General features: G+C 72.3%; 24 protein-coding genes. 8 read left to right on the forward strand and 16 right to left on the reverse strand.

Annotation, left to right across the window (positions count from 1 at the left end; genetic code table 11):
* Positions 1–9 precede the first annotated feature (9 nt).
* The 4 genes from ACZ7EC_RS26145 to ACZ7EC_RS26160 are packed head-to-tail and all read left to right on the forward strand — an operon-like array spanning position 10 to position 4729.
* A complete protein-coding gene (locus ACZ7EC_RS26145; RefSeq protein WP_471066245.1) occupies positions 10–2037 on the forward strand; it encodes a protein meaA in 2028 nt (675 codons plus the stop codon).
* Positions 2034–2996: an HpcH/HpaI aldolase/citrate lyase family protein gene (locus ACZ7EC_RS26150; RefSeq protein WP_471066247.1), complete on the forward strand. Its 963-nt coding sequence runs from the start codon at positions 2034–2036 to the stop codon at positions 2994–2996. The genes ACZ7EC_RS26145 and ACZ7EC_RS26150 overlap by 4 nt, the downstream gene beginning before the upstream one ends.
* 15 nt (positions 2997–3011) lie before the next feature.
* Positions 3012–3524, forward strand: a complete 513-nt coding sequence (locus ACZ7EC_RS26155; protein WP_471066249.1) for a MaoC family dehydratase — start codon at positions 3012–3014, stop codon at positions 3522–3524.
* Positions 3524–4729, forward strand: coding sequence for an acyl-CoA dehydrogenase family protein (locus ACZ7EC_RS26160; RefSeq protein ID WP_471066251.1), 1206 nt, complete (start codon positions 3524–3526; stop codon positions 4727–4729). Before ACZ7EC_RS26155 ends, ACZ7EC_RS26160 begins: the two co-directional genes overlap by 1 nt.
* Positions 4730–4765: 36 nt before the next feature.
* Here ACZ7EC_RS26160 and ACZ7EC_RS26165 read toward each other — a convergent pair whose 3' ends face one another.
* A complete protein-coding gene (locus ACZ7EC_RS26165; protein ID WP_471066253.1) occupies positions 4766–4891 on the reverse strand; it encodes a hypothetical protein in 126 nt (41 codons plus the stop codon).
* Between the two features lie 18 nt (positions 4892–4909).
* On the opposite strand from ACZ7EC_RS26165, the gene ACZ7EC_RS26170 reads away from it, so the two are divergent.
* A complete protein-coding gene (locus ACZ7EC_RS26170) occupies positions 4910–5566 on the forward strand; it encodes a phosphatidylserine decarboxylase (protein WP_471066255.1) in 657 nt (218 codons plus the stop codon).
* 22 nt (positions 5567–5588) lie between these two features.
* Positions 5589–6407: a CDP-diacylglycerol--serine O-phosphatidyltransferase gene (gene pssA, locus ACZ7EC_RS26175; RefSeq protein WP_471066600.1), complete on the forward strand. Its 819-nt coding sequence runs from the start codon at positions 5589–5591 to the stop codon at positions 6405–6407.
* A gap of 171 nt (positions 6408–6578) precedes the next feature.
* Here the strand turns inward: pssA and ACZ7EC_RS26180 are convergent, their stop codons facing one another.
* Complete coding sequence (locus ACZ7EC_RS26180) at positions 6579–7715, reverse strand: glycerate kinase (RefSeq protein ID WP_471066257.1); 1137 nt, start codon at positions 7713–7715, stop codon at positions 6579–6581.
* Positions 7716–8022: 307 nt separating this feature from the next.
* Here ACZ7EC_RS26180 and ACZ7EC_RS26185 point away from each other — a divergent pair, with 307 nt between their 5' ends.
* Both ACZ7EC_RS26185 and ACZ7EC_RS26190 read left to right on the forward strand, forming a co-directional pair.
* Complete coding sequence (locus ACZ7EC_RS26185; protein ID WP_471066259.1) at positions 8023–8517, forward strand: NUDIX domain-containing protein; 495 nt, start codon at positions 8023–8025, stop codon at positions 8515–8517.
* 82 nt (positions 8518–8599) lie between these two features.
* On the forward strand, positions 8600–9337 hold the full coding sequence (locus tag ACZ7EC_RS26190; RefSeq protein ID WP_471066261.1) for an SIR2 family NAD-dependent protein deacylase: 738 nt from the start codon (positions 8600–8602) through the stop codon (positions 9335–9337).
* Between the two features lies 1 nt (position 9338).
* On the opposite strand, the gene ACZ7EC_RS26195 is transcribed toward ACZ7EC_RS26190, so the two are convergent.
* The 14 genes from ACZ7EC_RS26195 to lysA all read right to left on the reverse strand — a co-directional run bounded on the left by ACZ7EC_RS26195 (position 9339) and on the right by lysA (position 25144).
* Entirely contained in the window at positions 9339–9827 is a 489-nt protein-coding gene (locus ACZ7EC_RS26195) for a methylated-DNA--[protein]-cysteine S-methyltransferase (protein ID WP_471066263.1), read from the reverse strand.
* 27 nt (positions 9828–9854) lie between these two features.
* The gene (locus tag ACZ7EC_RS26200) at positions 9855–11342 is read right to left on the reverse strand and encodes an AlkA N-terminal domain-containing protein (protein WP_471066265.1); all 1488 of its coding nucleotides are present in this window, start codon (positions 11340–11342) and stop codon (positions 9855–9857) included.
* 85 nt (positions 11343–11427) lie between these two features.
* Positions 11428–12297 carry a methylenetetrahydrofolate reductase gene (locus ACZ7EC_RS26205; protein WP_471066267.1) on the reverse strand — a complete coding sequence of 290 codons (870 nt, stop codon included), beginning with the start codon at positions 12295–12297 and terminating at the stop codon, positions 11428–11430.
* Positions 12298–12454: 157 nt separating this feature from the next.
* Entirely contained in the window at positions 12455–13285 is an 831-nt protein-coding gene (locus ACZ7EC_RS26210) for an enoyl-CoA hydratase/isomerase family protein (protein WP_471066269.1), read from the reverse strand.
* Positions 13282–14553 (reverse strand): cytochrome P450, encoded by a 1272-nt coding sequence (locus tag ACZ7EC_RS26215; protein ID WP_471066271.1) that lies wholly within the window; start codon positions 14551–14553, stop codon positions 13282–13284. Before ACZ7EC_RS26215 ends, ACZ7EC_RS26210 begins: the two co-directional genes overlap by 4 nt.
* Before the next feature lie 70 nt (positions 14554–14623).
* Positions 14624–15979: a cytochrome P450 family protein gene (locus ACZ7EC_RS26220; RefSeq protein WP_471066273.1), complete on the reverse strand. Its 1356-nt coding sequence runs from the start codon at positions 15977–15979 to the stop codon at positions 14624–14626.
* A gap of 13 nt (positions 15980–15992) precedes the next feature.
* Complete coding sequence (locus ACZ7EC_RS26225) at positions 15993–16553, reverse strand: GTP-binding protein (protein WP_285552514.1); 561 nt, start codon at positions 16551–16553, stop codon at positions 15993–15995.
* A gap of 3 nt (positions 16554–16556) precedes the next feature.
* Complete coding sequence (locus ACZ7EC_RS26230) at positions 16557–16940, reverse strand: DUF742 domain-containing protein (RefSeq protein WP_397983128.1); 384 nt, start codon at positions 16938–16940, stop codon at positions 16557–16559.
* Positions 16937–17776 (reverse strand): roadblock/LC7 domain-containing protein, encoded by an 840-nt coding sequence (locus ACZ7EC_RS26235; protein ID WP_471066275.1) that lies wholly within the window; start codon positions 17774–17776, stop codon positions 16937–16939. The genes ACZ7EC_RS26230 and ACZ7EC_RS26235 overlap by 4 nt, the downstream gene beginning before the upstream one ends.
* Positions 17773–18960 carry an ATP-binding protein gene (locus tag ACZ7EC_RS26240; RefSeq protein WP_471066277.1) on the reverse strand — a complete coding sequence of 396 codons (1188 nt, stop codon included), beginning with the start codon at positions 18958–18960 and terminating at the stop codon, positions 17773–17775. Before ACZ7EC_RS26240 ends, ACZ7EC_RS26235 begins: the two co-directional genes overlap by 4 nt.
* Before the next feature lie 329 nt (positions 18961–19289).
* The gene (locus tag ACZ7EC_RS26245; protein WP_471066279.1) at positions 19290–19799 is read right to left on the reverse strand and encodes an O-acetyl-ADP-ribose deacetylase; all 510 of its coding nucleotides are present in this window, start codon (positions 19797–19799) and stop codon (positions 19290–19292) included.
* A 477-nt stretch (positions 19800–20276) separates the two neighbouring features.
* Entirely contained in the window at positions 20277–21695 is a 1419-nt protein-coding gene (locus ACZ7EC_RS26250) for a phytoene desaturase family protein (protein ID WP_471066281.1), read from the reverse strand.
* 151 nt (positions 21696–21846) lie between these two features.
* The gene (locus tag ACZ7EC_RS26255; protein WP_471066602.1) at positions 21847–23622 is read right to left on the reverse strand and encodes a gamma-glutamyltransferase family protein; all 1776 of its coding nucleotides are present in this window, start codon (positions 23620–23622) and stop codon (positions 21847–21849) included.
* A 193-nt stretch (positions 23623–23815) separates the two neighbouring features.
* Positions 23816–25144 (reverse strand): diaminopimelate decarboxylase, encoded by a 1329-nt coding sequence (gene lysA / locus ACZ7EC_RS26260; protein ID WP_471066283.1) that lies wholly within the window; start codon positions 25142–25144, stop codon positions 23816–23818.
* Positions 25145–25185: the final 41 nt, after the last annotated feature.

A 25185-nucleotide genomic window follows, 5' to 3' on the forward strand; every position in this document is an offset into this window, starting at 1 on the left:
GAGCCGTAGATGACTGAGCGTCAGAAAGATCGTCCGTGGCTGATGCGGACGTACGCCGGCCACTCGACGGCCGAGGCGTCCAACGAGCTGTACCGGCGCAACCTCGCCAAGGGCCAGACGGGTCTGTCGGTGGCGTTCGACCTGCCGACGCAGACCGGCTACGACCCTGATCACATCCTCGCCCGCGGCGAGGTCGGCCGGGTGGGCGTGCCCGTCTCGCACGTCGGTGACATGCGCCGGCTGTTCCAGGACATCCCCCTGGAGCAGATGAACACCTCGATGACGATCAACGCCACCGCCATGTGGCTGCTGGCGCTCTACCAGGTCGTCGCCGAGGAGCAGGGCGCGGACATCACCAAGCTCCAGGGCACGACCCAGAATGACATCGTCAAGGAGTACCTGTCCCGCGGCACGCACGTCTTCCCGCCGGGTCCCTCGCTCCGGCTGACGACGGACATGATCGCGTACACGGTGTCCCACATCCCGAAGTGGAACCCGATCAACATCTGCAGCTACCACCTGCAGGAGGCCGGGGCCACGCCGGTGCAGGAGATCGCGTACGCGATGTCCACCGCGATCGCCGTGCTGGACGCCGTGCGCGACAGCGGCCAGGTGGCGCAGGAGCGCATGGGCGACGTGGTCGCCCGGATCTCCTTCTTCGTGAACGCGGGCGTGCGCTTCGTCGAGGAGATGTGCAAGATGCGGGCGTTCGGCCGCATCTGGGACCAGGTGACCCGCGAGCGGTACGGCATCGAGAACCCCAAGCAGCGCCGCTTCCGCTACGGCGTCCAGGTCAACTCCCTCGGCCTGACCGAGGCCCAGCCGGAGAACAACGTCCAGCGGATTGTCCTGGAGATGCTGGCCGTGACGCTGTCCAAGGACGCCCGCGCGCGTGCCGTCCAGCTCCCGGCCTGGAACGAGGCGCTGGGCCTGCCCCGGCCCTGGGACCAGCAGTGGAGCCTGCGCATCCAGCAGGTGCTCGCCTACGAGAGCGACCTGCTGGAGTACGAGGACATCTTCGACGGCTCGAAGGTGATCGAGGCCAAGGTGGCGCAGCTGGTCGCCGACTCCCTCGCGGAGATGGCGCGGATCGAGAAAATGGGCGGCGCGATGGCCGCCGTGGAGTCCGGCTATCTGAAGTCGCAGCTGGTCGCCTCGCACGCCGAGCGCCGGGCCCGGATCGAGTCCGGCGAAGAGAAGATCATCGGTGTCAACGCCTTCGAGGGCACCGAGCCCAACCCGCTCACCGCCGACCTGGACACCGCGATCCAGACGGTGGACCCGGCGGTCGAGGCACGGGTCATCGCCGCGCTCCAGCAGTGGCGGGACACCCGCTACCAGCCGCCGTTCAACCACCCGCGCCCCTGCAAGGCGCTGGAGCGGCTGAAGGAGGCGGCACGCGGTACCGAGAACCTGATGGAGGCCACCCTGGAGTGCGCCCGCGCGGGGGCCACGACCGGCGAGTGGGCGGGGGCGCTGCGCGAGGTGTTCGGCGAGTACCGGGCGCCCACCGGGGTCTCCTCCGCGCCGGTGGCGGTTCCCGCCGAGGCCGGCTCGGCGCTCGCCGAGGTCCGCGCCAAGGTGGACGCCACCGCCCGCGACCTGGGCGTCGGCAAGCTGCGCTTCCTGGTCGGCAAGCCGGGCCTGGACGGGCACTCCAACGGCGCCGAGCAGATCGCCGTACGGGCCCGTGACGCCGGCTTCGAGGTGGTCTACCAGGGCATCCGGCTCACCCCGGAGCAGATCGTGGACGCGGCCCTCGCCGAGGACGTGCACGCGGTCGGCCTGTCGATCCTGTCCGGTTCGCACGCCGAGCTGGTCCCGGACGTGCTCCGGCGCCTGCGTATGGCGGGTGCCACAGATATTCCGGTGATCGCAGGTGGCATCATCCCGAACGGTGACGCCGAGCAGCTCAGGGCCGCCGGAGTGGCCGCCGTCTTCACCCCGAAGGACTTCGACATCACCGGGATCATCGGCCGCATCGTCGACGAGATCCGGACCGCGAACAAGCTCGACCCCCTGGAGGTCCCCGCATGACGACCGTCAACCGCCTGCGCCCGCGGCGCTCCTGCCTCGCCGTACCGGGCAGCAACCCGCGCTTCCTGGAGAAGGCGCAGGGCCTGCCGGCGGACCAGGTCTTCCTGGACCTGGAGGACGCGTGCGCCCCGCTCGCCAAGCCCGAGGCGCGGCACACCATCGTCAAGTTCCTCAACGAGGGCGACTGGACGGGCAAGACGCGGGTGGTCCGCGTCAACGACTGGACGACCGAGTGGACGTACCGCGACGTCGTGACGGTCGTCGAGGGCGCCGGGCCGAACCTCGACTGCATCATGCTGCCGAAGGTGCAGAACGCCGAGCAGGTCGTGGCGCTGGACCTGCTGCTCACCCAGATCGAGAAGACGATGGGCTTCGAGGTCGGCCGGATCGGCATCGAGGCGCAGATCGAGAACGCGCAGGGTCTGAACAACGTCAACGCGATCGCACAGGCCTCCCCGCGCCTTGAGGCCATCATCTTCGGCCCGGCCGACTTCATGGCCTCGATCAACATGAAGTCCCTGGTCGTGGGCGAGCAGCCGCCCGGCTACCCGGCGGACGCCTACCACTACATCCTGATGAAGATCCTGATGGCCGCCCGCGCCAACGACCTCCAGGCGATCGACGGCCCCTACCTCCAGATCCGCAACGTCGACGGCTACCGCGAGGTCGCGAAGCGCGCCGCCGCGCTCGGCTTCGACGGCAAGTGGGTGCTGCATCCGGGCCAGGTCGAGGCCTCCAACGAGATCTTCTCGCCGTCCCAGGAGGACTACGACCACGCCGAGCTGATCCTGGACGCGTACGACTACTACACGTCCGAGGCCGGCGGCAAGAAGGGCTCCGCGATGCTCGGCGACGAGATGATCGACGAGGCCAGCCGCAAGATGGCCCTGGTCATCGCCGGCAAGGGGCGGGCGGCGGGCATGCGCCGCACCACCACGTTCGAGACCCCCACCAGCTGAGGAGCCCTGAGCGCGATGCAGTTCGGACGCACCTACGAGGAGTTCGAGGTCGGGGCGACGTACAAGCACTGGCCGGGCAAGACGGTCACGGAGTACGACGACCACCTGTTCTGTCTCCTCACCATGAACCACCACCCGCTCCACATGGACGCCAACTACGCGGAGAAGACGACGGACTTCGGCAAGAACGTCGTCGTCGGGAACTACATCTACTCGCTGCTGCTCGGCATGTCCGTGCCGGACGTCTCCGGCAAGGCGATCGCCAACCTGGAGATCGAGTCGCTCAAGCACGTGGCGCCGACCTTCCACGGCGACACGATCTACGGCCAGACGACCGTGCTGGACAAGTGGCCGTCGAAGTCGAAGAACGACCGCGGCATCGTCTACGTCGAGACCAAGGGCTACAAGCAGGACGGCACCCTGGTGTGCGTCTTCCGCCGCAAGGTGATGGTGCCGACCGAGACGTACATCAAGGAGCGCGGCGGCGAGCAGCCGGGCCGCCCGGAGCCGAAGCAGCAGGAGAAGTGATGGCGCGCCTCGCCCAGACCGCCGGTCTGACCGACGTCCAGCAGGAGATCGTCTCCACGGTCCGCGATTTCGTCGACAAGGAGATCATCCCGGTCGCCACCGAGCTGGAGCACCGCGACGAGTATCCGCAGCAGATCGTGGACGGCCTCAAGGAGCTGGGCCTGTTCGGTCTGATGATCCCCGAGGAGTACGGGGGTCTGGGCGAGTCGCTGCTCACCTACGCGCTGTGCGTGGAGGAGATCGCCCGCGGCTGGATGTCGGTGTCCGGCATCATCAACACCCACTTCATCGTCGCGTACATGCTCAAGCAGCACGGCACGCAGGAGCAGAAGGACCACTTCCTGCCGCGGATGGCGGCCGGTGACATCCGGGGCGCCTTCTCGATGTCGGAGCCGGCGCTCGGCTCCGATGTGTCGGCCATCTCCTCCAAGGCGGTCAAGGAGGGCGACGAGTACGTCCTGACCGGTCAGAAGATGTGGCTGACCAACGGCGGCACGTCCTCCCTCGTGGCCGTCCTCGTGCGCAGCGACGAGGGTCACCCGGAGGGCACGGCCCCGCACAAGTCGATGACCACCTTCCTGGTCGAGAAGGAGCCGGGCTTCGGCGAGGTCCGGCCGGGCCTCACCATCCCCGGCAAGATCGAGAAGATGGGCTACAAGGGCGTCGACACCACCGAGCTGATCATGGACGGTCTGCGGGTCCCGGCCGATCGGGTGCTCGGCGGGGTCACCGGCCGAGGTTTTTACCAAATGATGGACGGCGTGGAGGTCGGCCGGGTCAACGTGGCCGCCCGCGGCTGCGGTGTCGCCCAGCGCGCTTTCGAGCTCGGCGTCCAGTACGCCCAGCAGCGGCACACCTTCGGCAAGCCGATCGCCCAGCACCAGGCCATCCAGTTCAAGCTGGCCGAGATGGCGACCAAGGTCGAGGCCGCGCACGCGATGATGGTCAACGCGGCACGCAAAAAGGACTCCGGGCAGCGTAACGACCTGGAGGCGGGCATGGCGAAGTACCTCGCCTCCGAGTACTGCAAGGAGGTCGTGGAGGACGCCTTCCGCATCCACGGCGGGTACGGTTTCTCCAAGGAGTACGAGATCGAGCGCCTGTACCGGGAAGCGCCGATGCTGCTCATCGGTGAAGGTACCGCCGAGATCCAGAAAATGATCATCGGTCGCAGGTTGCTCGAAGAGTATCGATTCCAGGGCTGATTGTCCGTATACGGGGTGTTTTCTTCGAGGGGAAGATCACACCCCGTAGACGTTGTTCAGCCGGTCTTCGGCCGCCGACTCGGCTTCCTGGCTTGCCCAGTTGCGGCCCGCGACCGGTACGATCCCCGGAAAGCCGCCGTCCCCCGTCTTGTGCGGCATCATCCGCTACGAAGGTCATCCATGCCCCACAGCCAAACCTCTGCACCTCGCGACAGCCGAGTCGGCGTACGCCTCGCGCGCGGAGCATCGCCGTGGCTTCTCCCGACCGTCGCCACCGCAGCCCTCAGCCTGGCCCGCGCCCGCCGCTCGGGCGCCGCCAAGGCCGTCGCCGTGCCCGCCACCGCGCTCGCGGCGGGCATGCTGTGGTTCTTCCGCGACCCCGAGCGAGAGATCGCCGAGGGCCGGGTCATCTCCCCGGCCGACGGTGTGGTGCAGAGCATCATGCCCTGGAAGGACGGGCGCACCCGCGTCGCCATCTTCATGAGCCCGCTCAATGTTCATGTCAACCGCGCGCCGCTCGCGGGCACGGTGACGTCGGTCGAGCACATCCCCGGCGGCTTTGTTCCGGCTTTCAACAAGGAGAGCGAGAACAACGAGCGCGTAGTCTGGCATTTCGACACCGAACTCGGCGACATCGAGATGATCCAGATCGCCGGCGCGGTGGCCCGCCGTATCGTGCCCTACATCCCGTCGGGCACGAAGGTCGAGCAGGGCGACCGTATCGGTCTGATCCGCTTCGGCTCGCGTGTCGACCTCTACCTGCCCGAGGGCGTGGAGGTGGCGGTCGAGGTCGGACAGAAGACCGTGGCTGGGGTGACTCGCATTGACCGTGATTGATCCGGAGACCCAGGCGAACTGGGTGCCCGAGGCCGACGAGGTGGACGAAGCGGAGGAGATGCCGCTCTCGCTCCGCTTGTCGATAGCGGACACCCTCACTCTCGGCAACGCCACGTGCGGGTTCATGGCGGTGTACTTCACCACCACCGGCATCCTGATCCCGCACCTCACCGGCAGCCAGGAGTCCGGCATGGCCCGCCACAGCGCGGCCACGGCGGTCATCCTGATGCTCTGCGCGGCGGTGTTCGACCTCTTCGACGGGCTGGTGGCCCGCAAGCTGCGGTCCTCGCCGATGGGCGCCGAGCTGGACAACCTGTCCGACCTGATCAGCTTCGGACTGGCGCCCGCGTACTTCGTCCTCGTCTACGGCATGGTCGCGGACGACGCGCACCAGAGAGTGGCGGCGCTCGGGGCGATCGTGGTGCTGCTGGCCGTCGTCCTGCGGCTCGCCCGCTTCTCGTGCGTGACGATGAAGGACGGCGTGTTCCAGGGCATGCCCTCGCCGTTCGGCGCGCTCACCGTCGTCTCGATCGTGCTCCTGGAGCTGCCGTTCGTGGCGACGCTGCTGGCGATCGTCGGTACGGCGTGGCTGATGGTGAGCCGGGTGGAGTACCCGAAGCCGCGGGGGCGTCTGGCCGGGGCGATGCTGTCCTGGATCGTGCTGTCCATGGGTCTGCTGGCGGCCTGGGCCTTCGACGCGCCCAGCGGTCAGCTGCTCCTCCAGACGGGGTGTGCGCTCCAACTGGTCATGGGCGCGGTGATCCCGCTGTTCGCGACGGCGCGGAGGGTGAACAACTTCCGCGACAACCGGCGGGAGGCGCGGGCGGCGCAGTTGCCGTGACGGCGTCCTGGCAGGGGCCTCGGATCCAGGGTTGGCTGGGTTCGGGGCCCCTTGCTTTTTCGGCCGGGGGTGGTGGGCACCTGGCTGCACGCACCGCCCGGAGGCTCCGCCCCCGGCCAGCCGAACCCTCTGGCCGCCCGCCCTCCAGCCGGGGGGCGGGCGACAGCGGGGTTACCGCAGGAGGTCCTCCGCGATGCCGGAGGCGATGCGTTCCAGGATGGGGCCGGCGTCCGCGATGCAGCGGGCCACGTCGGGCTCGGCGGAGGTGAGGGGATACGCGCGGCTGATGCCGGCCGCGTGCAGGGCCGCCTCCGGCAACGCGAGCCGTCCGCACACCGCCACCACCGGCTTCCCCGCCGCCCGCGCCGCCGACGCCACCCCCGCCGGGGCCTTGCCGTGCAGCGTCTGCTCGTCCAGGGAACCCTCGCCGGTGATCACCAGGGACGCGCGGGCGAGGGCGGGCGCGAAGCCGAGGACGTCGAGCATGATCTCGATGCCGGGCCGGAACCGCGCGCCGAGCAGCAGCGCGCCGTAGCCGATGCCGCCGGCCGCCCCCGCGCCCGGCGCCGCCGCGTACTCCGCCGCCCGCGCTCCGACCGACGCCTCCAGCACCCTCACGTAGTGCCCGAGCGCCGCGTCCAGGGCCCGTACGTCATCCGGCGAAGCCCCCTTCTGCGGGCCGTACACCGCGGGCGCGCCCTTCGGCCCGGTCAGCGGGTTGTCGACGTCGCTGGCCAGCACCAGAGAGACCGCGAAGAGGCGGGGGTCCAGGCCGGAGAGGTCGGCGCGGGCCAGCGCGGCCAGGCCGCCGCCGCCCGGTCGCACCGGCTCACCGTCCGCCGCCTGGAACCGCGCCCCGAGCGCCGCCAGCATTCCCGCGCCGCCGTCCGTCGTGGCACTGCCCCCGACGCCGAACACGATCGTCCGCGCGCCGGCGTCCAGCGCGGCCCGCAGCAGTTCCCCGGAGCCGTACGTGGAGGCGGTCAGCGGGGCGAAGACGCCGGCCGGCAGCCGGTGCAGCCCGCTCGCCTCGGCCATCTCCACCACCGCGGTGCCGTCGCGCAGCGCGAAGGCCGCCGTCACCGGCTCCCCCAGCGGCCCGGCCACCGTCACCTCGTGGCGCTCGAACCCGGCCGCGACCGCCGCCGCCACCGTCCCGTCGCCGCCGTCCGCGACCGGCAGCGCCTCGACCTCAAGATCCGGCACCACCCGCCGCAGCCCGGCCGTCACCCGCTCGGCGACCTGCACGGCCGTCAGCGAGCCCTTGAACTTGTCCGCGGCGATGAGTACCCGACGGCTCTCACCCACAGCTTGCGCCACCTTGCCATCCCCTTGCTCTCCGGGCCCCGCGCGCGGCGGGACCAGTCGCGCCGCTGCGACCCTAACCTCAGCCTCCCCTCCCCGTCATGCCCCGACCACGGGCTGAACCGGCCCCGAGGACACGACCGGGGCAGGCCGGATCGGGCGGATCGCCGGCAACATGCCCGGCAAGCCGGTGGTACCCATGGTCTTCCGTTGGGACCAGGCCGGGCTCGCGGGTCCTGGCACCGCGCCCTGACCGGAGCTGTTTCAGACGAAGGAACGTGGTCCGGACCCGGCTGGATACCCTTCGGGCATGACCTCCACCGCTGACTACGCCGCGTACATCGCCGGGCTGCCCAGGGTCCTCGCCGGGGCGGCCGCGCTTTTCCGGGACGGAGCGGGCCGGGTGCTGCTGGTCGAGCCGAACTACCGCGAGGGCTGGGGGCTTCCGGGCGGGACGGTGGAGTCGGACCGCGGGGAGACGCCCCGGCAGGGGGCCCGGCGGGAGACACGGGAGGAGATCGGTCTCGACCGGCCGCTCGGTCGGCTGCTCGCCGTGGACTGGGTGCCGGGCACGGGGCGGCCGCCGCTGGTGGCGTACGTGTACGACGGCGGGGTGCTCACGGACGACGAGCTGGGCGCGATCCGGCTTCAGGAAGAGGAGCTGCTGTCCTGGCGGCTGGTCCCGCGCGGGGAACTCGCCGCGCACCTCCCCGGCGCCCTCGGCCGCCGCGTCCTGGCCGCCCTGGACGTCCTCGCCGGCGACCGCGGCCCGGCCGAGCTGGAGAACGGCTACCGGGCGGACTGACCTGTACGGCGCCTCGGTGCCGGAGGCCCAGCGCGCCGATATCCCCTCGCTCCGCCCGGCACCGCGCCCTACCCTCGGCCCCATGGGCAAGCCTCTCGTGGCCATTCTCAGTGGCGCAGGTATCTCGACCGACTCCGGCATCCCCGACTACCGGGGTCCCGACGGGCTGTGGCGGCGTGACCCCGAGGCCGAGAAGCTCGTCACCTACGCGTACTACATGGGCGATCCGGAGATCCGGCGGCGGGCCTGGCGGATGCGGCGCGCCAGCCGGGCGCTGGGGGCCGAGCCGAACGCCGCGCACCGGGCCGTCGCCGAGCTGGAGCGGTCCGGGGTACCGGTGCGGGTGATCACGCAGAACGTGGACGGGCTGCACCAGCTCGCCGGGACGCCCGCCCGCAAGGTGCTCGAACTGCACGGCACCGCACGGGAGTTCCTCTGCACGCAGTGCCACACGCGGGGCCCGATGGAGGACGCCCTGGAGCGACTCGACGCCGGTGAGGACGACCCGCGGTGCCGGGAGTGCGGCGGCATCCTGAAGTCCGCCACCGTGATGTTCGGCGAGCGCCTCGACCCGCTGGTGCTCGGTCAGGCCGTCGCCGTCACCAAGGCGTGCCAGGTGTTCATCGCCGTCGGCAGCAGCCTCCAGGTCCAGCCCGCCGCCGGCCTCGCGGGCGTCGCCGCGGACCACGGCGCCCGCCTGATCATCGTCAACGCGGAACCGACGCCGTACGACGACCGGGCGGACGAGGTGATCCGCGAGCCCATCGGCACCGCGCTGCCCCGGCTGCTGGCCGGGCTGGCCGGGGACGCGGCGGGCTGAGTCAGAACAGGGACGCGCCGCGTTCGAAGTCCAGCAGGCGGCGTTTGCGCTCCAGGCCGCCGCCGTAGCCGGTGAGGCTGCCGTCGCTGCCGACGACGCGGTGGCAGGGCACGATGATGCTGATGGGGTTGCGGCCGTTGGCGAGGCCGACGGCGCGGGAGGCGCCGCGATTGCCGAGGGCGTCGGCGAGTTCGCCGTAGGTGCGCGTCTCGCCGTACGGGATGCGGGTCAGCTGTTCCCAGACGCTGCGCTGGAACGGGGTGCCGCGCAGGTTGAGTTCGAGGGTGAACTCGCGCAACTCGCCCGCGTAGTAAGCCTCCAGTTGTTCTCGCGCGGCGCCGAAGCAGCGCAGCGTGTCGTCGCGCGGGCCGAAGCTCTCTTCGGGTGGGCGGTGCCGCTGGCTGGTCATGTAGAGGCCGCTCAGGGCGCCGTCGGCGGCGACCATGGTCAGCTCGCCGTACGGGCTGTCGGTCACGGTGTGGCAGATCATGGCAGAACCTTCTTACGCGGAGCCTTCCTACACGGGAAGGAAGTTGATCGGGTGGCTGTCGGTCGCCCACAGATACTGCACCGCGTACGCCCGCCACGGGCGCCATGCCTCGGCGCGGGCGGTGAGCGCGGCGGGGGTGGACGGCAGCCCCAGTTCGCCCGCCGCGCGGCGGATGCCGAGGTCGGTGGGGAGGAAGGCGTCCGGATCGCCGAGGGCGCGCATGGCGATGACGTCGGCCGTCCAGGGTCCGAAGCCGGGCAGCGCGAGCAGCCGGGCGCGGGCCTCGGCCCAGTCGGATTCCACCCCCAAGTGGAGTGTACCGTCGGCGAGTTGACCCACCAGAGTGGTGAAGGTGGTGCGCCGGGTGCGGGGCATCGCCAGGGTCTCGGGATCAAGGGCGGCCAGCGTCTCGGGCGCGGGGAAGAGATGGGTGAGGCCGCCCTCGGGATCGTCCAGGGGCTTGCCGTGGGCGGTGACCAGGCGGGCCGCGTGGGTACGGGCGGCTGCCGTGGACACCTGCTGCCCGAGCACGGCCCGTACCGCGAACTCGGCCTCGTCCACCGTGCGCGGCACCCGGCGGCCCGGTGCCTTGTCGACCAGCGGGGCGAGCAGCGCATCGGTGCGCAGCCGGTCGTCGACGGCGACCGGGTCGGCGTCCAGGTCGAGCAGCCGCCGGCAGCGGGCGATGGCGACCGCCAGGTCGCGCAGGTCGCTGAGGGTGAGGCGGCAGGCGATGTGGTCGGGGCGGGGGGTGAGCGCGGCGATCCCGTGGCCGTACGGCAGCCGGAGGGTGCGGCGGTAGGCGCCGTCCCGCCACTCCTCGACGCCGGGTACGGCGGTGGCTGCGAGGTGGCCGAAGAGATTGGCCGGGTTGAGCGGGGCGCGGAACGGCAGCCGCAGGCACAGGGTGCCCGGAGTGCTGTCGCCCGGCGCGCGGCCGGCCGGTACTCGGCGGCGCAGCTCGCTCGGGGTGAGCGCGTAGACCTCGCGGACGGTGTCGTTGAAGGCGCGGATGGAGGAGAAGCCGGCCGCGAAGGCGATCTGGGCCATGGGCAGCGCGGTGGTCTCGACGAGCAGCCGGGCGGTCTGGGCGCGCTGGGCTCGGGCCAGCGCGAGGGGTCCCGCGCCCAGCTCGGCGAGGAGCTGCCGCTCGACCTGGCGGGTGCTGTAGCCGAGCCGGGCGGCGAGACCGGGCACGCCCTCGCGGTCCACGACGCCGTCGGTGATCAGACGCATGGCGCGGGCCACCAGGTCGGCGCGCTGGTTCCATTCCGGGGAGCCGGGGCTGGTGTCGGGGCGGCAGCGCTTGCAGGCGCGGAACCCGGCCTGCTGGCAGGCGGCCGCGCTCGGGTAGAACGTCATGTTCCGGGGCTTGGGCGGGACGACGGGGCAGCTTGGCCGGCAGTAGATCCGGGTGGTCAGCACGGCCGTGTAGAACCATCCGTCGAACCGCGCGTCCTTGGACTGCACGGCGCGCACGCAATGCTCCCGGTCGAGGTGCGTCGCTGTCTGCATGCCTCCAGGATGGCCAGCGCGGGGGCGGGGTGCTGGCGGAATTCCGACACGTAGGCCGGGGGCCCGGACCAGGTTCGCGGGGCCTCTACCGGGCCCGTTCGCGAAATCCGCCGACCCATTCCGCGGTGGTACGCAGCCCGCCGAACGTGTAGAAGTGCACCTTGACCACGCCGTGGCGCGCGGGGTCGTAGCGTTCGCCCAGCGTGTGCAGGAAGCGGTCGGGGCCCGCCGTGCCCAGCAGGTTGGTCAGCGAGAAGCCGTACTTGCGGGCGACGGAGGCGCTGGTGCCGACGCCGAAGCGGGTGGCGTAGCCGACAAGGCGGCGGACGCCGGCGGGGCCGGGGACGCCGATGCGCACGGGGAGGTGGACGCCGCGGGCGCGGACGGCGGCCAGCCAGTCGAGGACCGGCTCGGCGTCGAAGCCGAACTGGGTGATCACGTCGCCGGTGAAGGGGCCCGCCTCGATGGCGGCGGCCTTGCCGGTGAGCGCCGACCACAGCGCGGGGCCGGATATCGCGGGGTGGCCCTCGGGGTAGCCGCTGATGCCGATGTGGCGCACGCCGTAGCGCTCCAGCAGTCCGGTGCGGATGACGGCGAGCGCGTCCTCGTACGGCCCCTCGGGGCGGGCCGGGTCGCCGCCGACGACGAAGACGTTGTCGGCGGTGCCGTCCTCGGCGAGGCCCGCGAGGAACTCCTCCAGGGCGGCGGACGAGGACAGCCGGCGGGCGGAGATGTGGGGCACGGGGACGAAGCCGAGGCGGCGGACCGCGCGGGCGGCGGCGAGCCGGGTGGCGTGGTCCTCGCCCGCGAGGAAGGTGACATTGATCCGGGTGCCCTGCGGGATGCTGCCCCGCGCCTCCTCCAGGGCGGGCACGTCCTTGCCGGTCATCTCCAGCGAGAAGTCGTCCAGCAGGGCGGTGCCCACCGTGGCCGGGGCGGTGACGGCGGGGTTCATCGGTCTCCTTGCGGCTCGGGCGCTGCGGTGGCCGCCGGACGGGGCGCTGGCGGCCGGCCGGGGGTCCCGGCCCCGGCCGATGATGCCACGGGGGCATGGGCGTGCCGCGCACGGGCCCGCGGTGGCCCGTTGCCTGCTTGCTCGGGTCCGACCCCGGTCAGGGAGTGACCGGGGTGGAGGACGGGGCGGGTCGGCCGGCCCCGGCCAGGCTCAGCTGGGCGCTGAGCAGATGGGCGTCGAGCAGGCCCACGTCGGCGGTGCGGGCGGCTCGCGCGTAGCCGTTCAGCATGCGCTTGGTGAGGACGAGCGCCTCGGGCGCGCGCCGCAGCAACGGCCTGATCCAGGAGTCGACCGCCGCGTCCAGGCCGTCGCGGGGCGCGACCTTGTGCAGCAGGCCGAGCCGCTGGGCGGCGATCGCGTCGAAGTTCTCGCCGGTGAGCATGAGTTCCCGGATGTGCGAGATGCCGGCCTCGGCGATCAGCCGGCCCATGGCGCCGCCCCAGGCCGGGGGCAGGCCGAGGGCGACCTCGGGCATGCGGAACCGGCAGTCGTCGGCGCCCGCGCGCAGGTCGCAGTAGGAGGCGAGGGCGAGGCCCGCGCCGATCACCCGGCCGTGCAGCCGCGCGATGGTGATGGCGTGGGTGGCCTCCAGGGCCTCGCACACGCGCAGCGCCTTGTCGTTCATGCGGCGCAGGGCGGTGCCGGTGGGGTCGTCCGCCAGGGCCGTCCGGAACTCGGTGCGCTCGGCGCCCAGGTTGAAGTCGTCGCCCGGCCCGGTCAGCACCAGGACGCGGATGTCCGGCCGGTCGTGGAGGGCGTGCAGGACGGCGAGGAGGTCGTCGAGGACGGCGACCGTGAAGGTGTCGTCCGCCGGGGTGGCGCCGAGGCGGATACGCAGCACGGGGCCGTCGAGGTCCGTCCGGATCGCGGTGGTCGCGCAGGGGAGGTGGGGGCCGGCCTGCCGGGCCGTTACGGGTATGTCGGTCATGGGAGGGTGACGTCCAGGTTCAGCAGTCGTCTGAAGGCCACGCGCGGCGCCCAGGTCGGGCGGCGGACCAGGGTGAGCCGCGGGAAACGCGTGACCAGCTGGTGGAGGAGGGTCTGGGCCTCCAGGCGGGCCAGCGGCGCGCCGAGGCAGTAGTGGATGCCGCCGCTGAAGGCGAGGTGGGCGGGTCTGCGGTGCAGGTTGAACAGTTCGGGGTCCTCGTGCTTGGCGGGGTCGCGGTGGGCCGCGCCGATCAGCAGGTGGACCATCTCGTTCCTGCGGATCTCCACACCGCCCAGTTCGCAGTCGCGCGAGGAGACGCGGCTGATGACATGGGTGGGCGGGTCGTAGCGCAGCGACTCCTCGACGGCGGCCGGCACCAGGTCGGGCTGGACGGTGAGCCGTTCCCACTGGCGGGGGTGTTCGAGGAGCAGCAGGACGGTGGTGGACAGCAGGGTGGTCGTGGTCTCCAGGGCGGCCAGGAGCACGAACAGGGCGAGGAAGTAGACGGCCTCGTCGGCCTTGTCCCGGTCGCTCTCCATGCCGTCCCACAGCGTGATCCAGCGGGAGACCGGGTCGTCGCCCGGACGGGCGCGCCGCTCGCGGACCAGGTCGGTGAAGTAGGCGCGCAGTTCGGCGGTGGCCGCGTCCGAGAGCGCCAACTGACTGGCGGTGGGCAGCAGTTCCTGGGCGAACACCTGGTCGTGGGTCAGCTCGCGCAGCCGGGGGTGGTCGGCGGTGGGCAGGCCCAGCCAGTGGCCGATGACGGCGACCGGCAGTTCCTCGGCGACCAGTTCGTTCAGGTCGGCCTCGCCGTCGCCCAGCCGCTCGGCGAGGTGGTCGAGCAGTCTGGTGGTGAACTGCTCTGTTATCCCGCGCATCTGGTCCAGGGACCTGCGGTCGAACATGCCGGCCGAGCGGCGTGCCCAGGTGTGCTCCGGGGGGTTCAGAGCGGGCAGCATGCGGCTCATCTCCCGTGCGGAGGGGGCCGTCCAGCGGGGGCTGTCGGCCTGCTGTTCTCGCCAGCGGGCGTCCGGCTCCAGCCAGTCTCTGCTGCGCACGACCTGGTCGCATACCTCGAATCCGGTCACGACATGGCCGCCCCAGGGTGCGGGGGCCACCGCTCCCCGGCTGCGCAGTTCGGCGTAGACCGGGAACGGATTGGCCTGGCCCTGGGGCGTGCGCAGCCGGCGGAACAGCGATATGGCGAGGCGTCTGTCGGTGGGCTGAGTGGCGACGGTTTCCACAATGACCCTTTCTGATCTAGACATCAGCCCGCATGCATACCCTCCGCTTCTGACGCATATACAAAATGACTATGTGAGCGGCGGGTTGCCTTCCTCACTCGCCCCGCGTCCATGCCAGGAAGCGGCTGAACAGGCCCGCCTTGGGCTTGGGGCCACCGCCCATCGGCGGCCGGGGCGTGGCCGTGACCTGGTTACCGGAAGCCGCCACCGGGGATTCCGCCTTCTGCGCCGCCGTGGGCACCACGATGCGCGGGGTGAAGCGGACCGGAAGCGCCACCAGGGAGCGGCTCCACGGCGCCGGGATCCAGCTCAAGTCCTTGAACGGCATCCGGACTTCGACATCCGGAAGCCGGTTCAGCAGGGTTTCCACGGCGGTCACCGCGATCACGAACGCCGGGTCCTTGGCGGGGCAGGCGTGCGGACCCGCGCCGAAGGCCAGGTGCGCCTTGGCGCTCAGCTGTTCGCGGTGCTCGGCGAGCCGGGGATCGGTATTGGCCGCGGCGAAGGAGATCAGCACCGGGTCGTTCGCCTTGACCACCCGGCCGCCCAGCTCCACGTCGTGGGTGGGGTAATGAGCCGCGTAGTTGGCGATGGGCGCGTAGTTCCACAGCACCTGGGTGACGGCGTCCTCGACCGGCAGGCCCGACTGCCACTCCTCGCCGAGCATCAGCGCGCTCGCGGTGCCGATCACGGCGGACAGCGGGGCGGTGCCGCCGGACAGCAGGGTGACGAGCTGGTGCAGCACCTCCTCGTCGGTCAGCTGCGCCGAGTGCTGCATCAGCCGCGTCGTCAGGTCCTCGGCGGGATTGCGCCGCTTGAGCGTGATCAGCTCGTTCAGCGCTTCGGCGAGGAGCTGGTCGGCGCCGTTGCTGCCGGAGAAGATGCCGGTGATGCCGGCGATGACGCGGTCGCCGATCTCCGGCGGGCAGCCGAACAGATCGCTGAACACCAGCAGCGGCAGCGGCTGGGCGTACTCGGCCATCAGCTCGGCCTGGCCCATGCGCTCGGAGCTGAAGCGGCTGATCAGATAGTCCGCCGAGGCCTGCGTCTGGCGCACCAGCTGCAGCTCGTTGACGCTGGCCAGCGAGTCGGTGACGGCCTGGCGCAGCCGGGCGTGCGCCGCGCCGTCGCTGAACAGCGCGTTGGGCCGGTAGGCCAGCATCGGCAGCGCGGGGCTGTCCTCGGGCACCCGGCCCTCGTTCAGCGCGTTCCAGCGCCGCGAGTCGCGGACGAAGGAGGCGGGGTTCTGGAGGATGTAGAGCGCGGCGTCGTAACTGGTGACCAGCTCGACCTCGACGCCGGGCGCGATGTCCACCGGCGCGCTCGGGCCGAGGCTGCGCAGGTAGGCGTAGTGGCCGTCCGGGTCGGAGCCGAACCGGGGGCCGTAGAGCGGGACGTTTCCGTGTGCGGGGCAGCCGGGGGGCGGCTCTATGCCGGGTCGCTGCTGCATGAGCGGGGGGCTCCTAGTCGATGAGGGAGAGAAGGTGGTGCACGAGGGTGATCAGCGCGTGGGCCGACGACTGCTCGTTGCGGACGTCGCAGGGGACGACGGGGGTGTCCGCGGACAGGTTGAGGGCCTCGCGCACCTCGGAGAGGGGGTAGCCGGGCGTGCCGTCGAAGTGGTTGACCCCGATGGCGTACGTCAGCCCGAACCGCTCGACCAGGTCGAGAATGGGGAACGACTCGGACAGCCGCTCGGGATCGACGAGGACGAGCGCGCCGAGGGCACCTCGGGACAGCTCCTCCCACATCTCCTTGAAGCGTTCCTGGCCGGGGGTGCCGAAGAGGTACAGCACCACCTCGTCGTTGATGGTCAGACGGCCGAAGTCCATGGCGACCGTCGTGGTGGTCTTGTCGGGGGTGCCCGACAGATCGTCGAAGCCCTCGCTGGCCTCGGTGATCTCTTCTTCGGTCCGCAGCGGCTCGATCTCGGAGATGCTGGCGATGCACGTGGTCTTGCCGACCCCGAAGTGCCCCACCACGAGCACTTTCACCGCCGTACGGACACCTGAGTCCAGGTACACGAATCACGCTCCGAATCGGGCTCTGAGGCCGTCGAGCACGGCGTTCAGTACTTCTCGGTCGACACGTTCCGCGCGGGGCACCGGCTTCCGCGCGATGATCAGGCCGCTGTCCTCCAGCTCGGCCAGGAGGATCCGTACGACCCCCAGCGGCAGATGGGTGTGGGCGGCCACCTCGGCCACGGACAGGAAGCCGTCCATGACCAGGTCCAGGACCTGCCGGGCCTCCGGGGTGAGCGTGCGCACCGTGGTGGCGGCGTGCTCGCTCGCGGACACGAGCGTCGTATGCCCGTAGGCGTGTTCCGGGGGCAGGGAGCGTCCGTTCGTGATCACGAAGAACGGCACTAACGCGCCGGTGAGTTCCAGGTCCTCGTCGGGCTCGTCACTCACGCGCGGCTCGCCTCCCCGTACGGGGACAGATAGGCGCCGAGGCGGGGCACGACCCGGTGCAGCCGGGTGGTGAACTCCTCGATGTCGGCGTCGTGCTGGGCCGCGGCGGCGAGGAAGGCGCCCCGTCCGGCCGAGATCAGGAAGATCCAGCCGTGCTGGAACTCGATGACCGTCTGCCGCCAGGCCGCGTCCGGCTGCGCGCCCGCGAACTGGGCGGTGGCCCGGCTGTAGGCGTGGATGCCGGTCATCGCCGCGGAGATGGTGTCCGCCAGATCCTGGCTCATGCCGGTGGTGGCGCCGCGGGGCAGGCCGTCGCCGCCCAGCAGGACCGCGTGCCGGGCGCCGTGCACCTCGCTGATCACCTCGTCCAGGTCGGCGATCCGGATGCCGGTGCCCGTCTCCTGGCCTGCGGGGGCGCGCCGGGCGCGTTCCCGGGCCTCGTCGGCGTGCACCCGCGGCGGCGAGGTGAGGTTGTTGCCGAGCCGGGCGACGAGCCGGTGCATGCGGAAGGAGATCTGCTGCATGTCGACATCGGGTGCCGCGGCCGCCGCGAGATAGGCGCCCTGCCCGGCCCCGATCAGGAAGATCCAGCCGTGCGAGAACTCGATGATGGTCTGGTTCCACTGCCGGTCCGGGCCGTCGCCGGCGAAGTGGGAGGTGGCCCGGCTCAGCGACTGCATGCCCGCCATGGCGGCGGCGATGGTCCGCACGTCCTTCTCGGCCATGCCGTCGGTCGCCCCGCGGGGCAGGCCGTCCGCGGACAGCAGGACGGCGTGGCGTGCCTTGGGCACATTGGCCACGATGTCCTCGAGCATCCACGACAGGTCTGTGATCATGTGTCATCGGACCCTTCGGACGGTGCCGCGGAGAGGTTGCGGCCGGAGAGCGTGCCGCGCTGGAAGGCACCCAGGCTGCGGCCCGCCGCGCGGCCGGCGTCCTCCTCCGCCGCGAGGTGCGGCAGGCCGACGGTGTCCTGGTCGGGAACGCTGGCGATGGGCACCTGGCGGGCGCCGCGCCGGGGCAGGCCGTTGGCGGTGCGCGCCACCGGTTCGGGCCGGGCGGGGACGCCGGGCTGCTCGATCACGGGCTGGATCTCGTCCACCGGTGCCGTCTCCTCCTCGGTCCACAGCTCCTCGGGCAGCAGCACGACCGCGCGCACACCGCCGTAGCGGGAGACACCGGTCACGTCCACCCGGAAGCCGTACTGCTGGGACAGCAGGCCGATCACCGGGAAGCCGAACTTGGGCTGGTTGCCCAGCTGGGAGAGGCGGGGGCGGTACTGGCCGGAGAGCAGGGCGGTGGCCTTCTGCCGCTCCTCGTCGTTCATGCCGACGCCCGCGTCGTCGATGACGATGCACAGATTCCGCTGCACCCGCTGGAACGTCACCTCGATGGGCGAGCCCTGCTGGGAGAAGCTGGCAGCGTTGTCGAGCAGCTCGGCGACGGCGAGGGCGACGGGCGAGACCGCCGACGCCTTCAGCGCGAGGCCGGTCTGCTGCATGATCTCCACGCGCCGGAAGTTGCGGATCTGCCCCTGGGCGCTGCGCACCACGTCGTAGACGCTGGCGGCGCGGCTGCGGCGGCCCAGCGGGGCGCCGCACATCACCGCGATGCCCTGCGCCTTGCGTGCCATCTGCGCGTTGGCGTGGCCGACTTCGAGGAGGTCGGCGAGGACGGAGTGGCCGCCGTACTTGCGCTGGATCTCCTCCAGCAGGGCGAGCTGTTCGGCGGCGAGGCTCTGCAGGAAGCGGGCGGAGCCCTTGAGTACGGCCTTGGTGCTGTCCTCCGCCGCCTCCTCGGCTTCCTGGATGGTCTTGGCGTGGTCGGCGCGGTGCTGGTGGAGCTCCGCTCGTAAAGCGGCCAGCCGGCCGTCGGCCTCGCTCAGCCTCTGGGTCAGTGCGGCTTCGGACCTGTCCTTGTTGGCCGCTATGGCCTTGGCGCGACGACTGAGGACCACGGCCGCGGCGACGCCGAGCGCCGCGACGACAGCCAGGCACCAGACAAGTGCGTCTCGATTCATGGAAACCTTTCCTGGCGGTTAGCCTGCGGCCGTTGGCGGAAGCGCACCGCGCCACCGGTGCGGGACGACCGGTCGCGAAAGGGTCGGGCAGGTCACGCGGAGGACCGGACCGAAACCGTTTTCTGCGGTGCCTGAGCCGAGGGGACCAAGGTCACAGACGCGGGGATGCTATCACCCGCTTAGGTGAACCTTTGCCACTCCAAGGCATGCCAACAAGCCTGCTCACCGCCTGGGTTGCGGTGGTTACGCGCTGCTGGCCGGACAATTCCGGATAGCGGCCCGGCAGTTGCCTGAGGGGGCCGCCGACGGGGCCCGAAGGGGCGGCTGGATCAGCCGATCTGACGGGCGAACACCTCGTACGCCGGGGAGTCGAACAGCACGAAGCGGACCTCCTCGACGGCCGTGTCCGCGCTACGGACGCTCTCCACGGCGATCCGGGCGGCGTCGTTCATCGGCCAGCGGTAGACGCCGGTGGAGATGGCCGGAAACGCCACCGTGCGGGCGCCGAGCGCGTCGGCGACGGTCAGGGACGCGCGGTAGCAGGAGGCGAGCAGCGGCGAGCGGTCCTCGGCCGTGCTGAAGACCGGTCCGACGGTATGGATCACCCACCGGGCGTCGAGCCGTCCGGCGGTGGTCGCGACGGCCTGCCCGGTCGGCAGCCCCCGGCCGTAGCGGGCGGCGCGCAGGGCGCGGCACTCGGCGAGGATCTCGGGTCCGCCGCGGCGGTGGATGGCACCGTCAACGCCTCCGCCGCCGAGCAGCGAGGAGTTGGCCGCGTTGACGATCGCGTCGGCGCTCTGGTGGGTGATGTCGCCCTGGACGAGCAGAATGCGGGTCATGACCGCCTCCGCCTCCTCCGGATGTCGGATCGTCTACCTCGGCCTCCGCCGGATGCCGGGTGCTCTGCCTGAGCCTCCCCCGGAGGCCGGGCCGTCCGGCGCAGTCTCCGCCGGATGCCACGTCTGTCTCAGCCTCCGCCGGACGCCAGGCCACCGGCCCCGGCCTCCGCCGGACGCCAGGCCGTCTGCCGCGGCCTCCGCGGGCCGACAGATCGCCTGCCCCAACCCCCGCCGGAGATCACGCCTCCCCCACCATCCGCCGGACACCAAGCCGTCTGCCCCAGCCTCCGCCAAACGCCAGGCCGTCTGCCCCGGTCTCTGCCGGAGGCCACGTCTGTCTCAGCCTCCGCCGAACGCCAGGCCGCCTGCCCCAATCCCCGCCGGAGATCACGCTCGCCCCAGCCTCCGTCGGCAGCCAAGCCGTCTGCCCCACCCTCCGCCGAACGCCAAGCCGCCTGCCCCGGTCTCCGTTGGAGGTCACGTCTGTCTCAGTCTCCGCCAGACGGCCTTCGCCGCGTTGTGCCCCGACATGCCGTGGACGCCCGGTCCGGGTGGGGTGGCCGAGGAGCAGATGAAGACGGCCGGGTGGGGGGTGTGGTACGGGAACAGGGTCGGCCGGGGCCGCAGCAGGAGCTGGAGCCCGGAGGCGGCGCCGCAGGCGATGTCGCCGCCCACGTAGTTGGCGTTGCGGGCGGCCATCTCGGCGGGGCCCGCGACGGCGCGGGCGAGGACGCGGTCGCGGAAGCCGGGAGCGAAGCGCTCCAGCTGGCGCTCCATGGCGTCGGTGAGGTCGCCGGACCAGCCGTTGGGTACGTGTCCGTAGGCCCAGAAGACGTGCTTGCCCGCGGGGGCGCGGCCGGGGTCGGCCACGCTCGGCTGCACGGTGATCATGAACGGCTTCTCGGGGGCCCGGCCCTCGCGCGAGGCGGCGCGCAGGGCGGTGCCGATCTCGGCCTGGCTCGCGCCGATCTGGACGGTGCCGGCGACGCGGGCCTCGGGGGCGGTCCAGGGCACCGGGCCGTCCAGCGCGTAGTCGATCTTGAAGACGCCGGGGCCGTAGCGATAGCGGTCGTAGAACCCGCCGAAGCCGGCGATGCGGGCGACGGCGGCGGGCGAGGTGTCGAAGACGTACGCACGGGCGGGCGGCAGGTCGTCCAGGCGTTTGACCTCGTAGTCGGTGTGGATCGCGCCGCCGAGGTCGGCGAGGTAGGCGGCCAGCGCGTCCGAGATCGCCTGGGAGCCGCCGCGGGCCACCGGCCAGCCGCGGGCGTGCGCGGCGAGCGCGAAGACCAGGCCGACGGCGCCGGTGGCGAGCCCGTCCAGCGGGGCCATCACATGGGCGACGAGCCCGGCGAACAGGGCCTTGACCCGCTCGTCCCTGAACCGGCGCAGCAGCCACGTGGACGGCGGCAGCCCGGCGAGGCCGAAGCGGGCCAGGGTGACGGGGTCGCGGGGCAGCGCGGTCAGCGGCAGGGACATGAAGTCCCGCACCAGGGTGTCCCAGTGGGCGAGCAGCGGCTCGACCAGTCTTCGGTACGGCCCCGCGTCGCGCGGTCCGAAGGAGGCCGCGGTCTCGGCGACCGAGCGGGAGAGCACGGCCGCGGTGCCGTCCGGGAAGGGGTGCGCCATGGGCAGCTCGGCATGCAGCCATTCGAGGCCGTAGCGCTCCAGGGGCAGGGCGCGGAAGGCGGGCGAGTTGACGCCCAGGGGGTGGGCGGCCGAGCACGGGTCGTGCCGGAAGCCGGGCAGGGTCAGCTCCTCGGTCCGGGCGCCGCCGCCCACGGTGGAGCACGCCTCGAACAGGGCCACGGAGAAGCCCCGCCGGGCCAGTTCCACGGCGGCGGTCAGTCCGTTCGGCCCCGCACCCACCACGACCGCATCGAGCATCGACGGCACCTTCGGACCCCTTCGTCAGCCGATGGCCACTCGGCTTCAGGATATGCCGGGGCACCGACAGTGCGGGCCGGGGGCGGCGGGCGTACGGGGAGCCGGGGCACTCGGGGATCAGCGGGCCGAGGGAATCAGAGGTGCCCTGAGACCCGGATGTTCAGCGTCCCACCGCGTAGCCCTGCATCCCCCGCGGGTTCGCCGCCGCCGACAGGATGCCGGTGTCCGGGTCGCGGGCGACCGCGCACAGCCGGCCCTCGGACCAGGCGGGGCCCACGGTGAGGCGGTGGCCGCGGCGGCGCAGGCCGGCCACCACCGCGTCCGGCATCCGGGACTCGACGGTCAGCGCGCCGGGGTGGTGGCCGCGGGGGTAGAAGGAGCTGGGGAATGCCTCGTTGTGCCAGTTGGGGGCGTCGACGGCGCCCTGGAGGTCGAGGCCGCCGCGGACCGGGGCGCGCAGCGCGACGGCGAGGAAGAAGTGCGGCTGCCACTGGTCCTGCTGATCGCCGCCGGGCGTGCCGAACGCCATCACAGGGACGCCGTCGCGCAGCGCGAGGGAGGGGGTGAGGGTGGTGCGGGGGCGGCGGCCGGGGGTGAGGGTGTTCGGCAGGCCCTCCTCCAGCCAGGCCATCTGGAGCCGGGTGCCGAGCGGAAAGCCCAGTTCGGGCACGACGGGGTTGGACTGGAGCCAGCCGCCGCTGGGCGTGGCCGCGATCATGTTGCCCCAGCGGTCGACCACGTCGAGATGGCAGGTGTCGCCCCGCGTCGCCCCGTCGGGGGCCACTCGGGGGTCGCCGGACAGCCGGGCGACGGTCGGCTCCCCCACGCCCATCGGGTCGAACTCCTCCCGCGCGAGCGGCGCGGGCTTGCCGACCCACTCGGGCAGCCGGGGGGTGCGGCCGCCGGGGGCGCCGGGGCGCAGTTCGTACGACGCCTCGTGCCCGATCAGGGTGCGCCGCACGGCGTTGTAGTCGTCCGACAGCAGCTCCGCGAGCGGCACCTCGGCGGCGTCGCCGTACCAGGCCTCCCGGTCGGCCATGGCCAACTTGCAGCCCTCGACCAGGAGATGGACGTAGTCGGGGCTGCCGTACTCGGGCAGTTCCGCCGGCAGCAGGGCGAGTTGCTGGAGGAAGGCGGGGCCCTGGCTCCAGGGTCCCGCCTTGCACACGGTCCAGCCGTTCCAGTCGTACGACACCGGATCCTCGTACCCCGCCGACCAGTTGGCGAGGTCGTCCGCGTCGAGTGTCCCGGTGTGCCGTTCGCCGCTGGTGTCCAGGGTGGGGCGCCGGGACTGCCGGATCAGGGCCTCGGCGATGAAGCCGCCGCGCCACACCTCGCGGGCGGCGTCGATGCGGGCCTCCCGGTTCCCGGCCCGCGCGGTCTCGGCGAGCAGCCGGCGCCAGGTGGCGGCGAGGGCGGGGTTGCGCAGCGGGACGCCGGGGCGGGGCGCGCGGCCGCCCGGCAGGTACAGCCGGGCCGAGGAGGTCCACTCCGTCTCGAACAGCGTCCGTACGCTGTCCACGGTCGCGCCGAGGTTCTCCACCGGCGGGTGTCCGTGCTCCGCGTAGCCGATGGCGTATTTCAGCACGTCGTCGAGGGGCTTGGTGCCGTGGTCGCGCAGGAGCAGCAGCCAGGCGTCGAAGGCGCCGGGTACGGCGGCGGCGAGCGGGCCGGTGCCGGGCACGAGGTCCAGGCCGAGGTCCCGGTAGTGGGCGGCGGTGGCGCCTGCGGGTGCCGCGCCCTGTCCGCACAGCACCCGCACCGCGCCGCCGGCCGGGGCGAGCAGGATGGGCACCTCCCCCGCCGGGCCGTTCAGGTGCGGCTCCACGACGTGCAGCACGAAGGCGCCGGCCACGGCAGCGTCGAACGCGTTGCCGCCGTCCTCCAGCACCGCCATCGCGGACTGGGCGGCCAGCCAGTGGGTGGCGGAGGCCATGCCGAACGTGCCTTGCAGGGTGGGCCGGGTGGTGAACTGCACGTCTCACCTCGCGGGGGTGCGGACCGGTTCCGGCCGGCCGGGCGTCCGGCCGGGCGTCCATCGGCCGCCAGGCTACCGACGCTTCCGTCCCCTGTCCCGCCCCCGCCGCGGGTGCCGGGGGCGGGGGCGCGCTCCGGTGGGCGGCCGTGGGTCACAGGCCCACGTCGCGGCGGCGGATGTCCTCCAGGGACTCCCGGCGGACCAGCAGGCGGGCGTGGCCGTCGCGTACGGCGACCACGGGCGGGCGGCCGACCAGGTTGTAGCCGGAGGCCATGGAGAGGTGGTAGGCGCCGGCCACCGGTACGGCGAGGAGGTCGCCGGGGCGCAGGTCGGCGGGGAGTTCCGCGTCGGCGGCCAGCACGTCGCCCGCCTCGCAGTGCCGGCCCACGACGGTCACCCGGACCGGATCGGCGGCGCTGGGCCGGCCGATCAGCCGGGGCGCGTACCGCACGCCGTACAGGGCCGGGCGCGGGTTGTCGCTCATGCCGCCGTCCACGGCGACGAAGACCCGCTCGCCGGTGTGCTTGACCGCCAGCACCCGGTACAGCGCGATCCCGGCGGGGCCCGCGATGGCCCGGCCCGGTTCGATGATCAGGCGGGGCACCGGCAGCCCGGCCGAGGCGCAGGCGTCGGCGAGTTCGGCGCGCACCCTGCGGGCCAGCGCGGTGAGGTCCAGGGCCGCCTCACCGGGCCGGTAGGCGATGCCGTGGCCGCCGCCCAGGTCCAGTTCGGGCAGCACCACGCCGTACTGCCCGTGCAGCCGGGCCATCAGGCCCACGATCCGGCGCACGGCGGTCAGATACGGCTTGACGCTGGTGATCTGGGAGCCCAAATGGCAGTGCAGACCGCTGAGTTCGAGGTTGGGCTGGTCGAGGATGCGGGTGAGGGCGTGCAAGGCGTAGCCGTCGCGGATGGAGAGGCCGAACTTCTGGTCCTCGGTGCCGGTGCGGATCTTGTCGTGGCCGCCCGCGCTGATACCGGGCACGACGCGCACCATCACCTTCTGCCGGGCGTCGGGGCCGACGGCGGCGGCCAGCCGGGCGATCTCGCCGGGGCTGTCGATGACGATGCGGCCGACGCCCAGGCGCAGCGCGGTCGCCAGGTCGCGGGGGGTCTTGGCGTTGCCGTGCAGCACGATCCGCTCGGGCGGGAAGCCGGTGGTGACGGCGAGTTCGAGTTCGCCGGCGGAGCAGACGTCGAGCCCGAGTCCCTCCTCGTCCATCCAGCGGGCCATGGCCCGGCACAGGAACGCCTTGGCGGCGTACAGGACTTCGGCGTCGGGGAAGGCGTCGCGGTAGGTACGGCAGCGGTCGCGGACCTCGGCCTCGTCCAGGACGTAGACGGGGGTGCCGAAGCGGTCGGCGACCTCGGCGAGGGGCACACCGCCCACCGTGAGGTCGCCCGCGCGGGGCTCGGTGGTGGCGGCGGGCCAGACCGACAACGCGGCGGCGGGGGTGGGCAGTTCGTGGATGGTGGTCATCTCGGCGTTCCTCTTTCGGGCGGTCCGGCTCGGGCGGCGGG

Source organism: Streptomyces sp. NPDC037203, assembly GCF_055605065.1.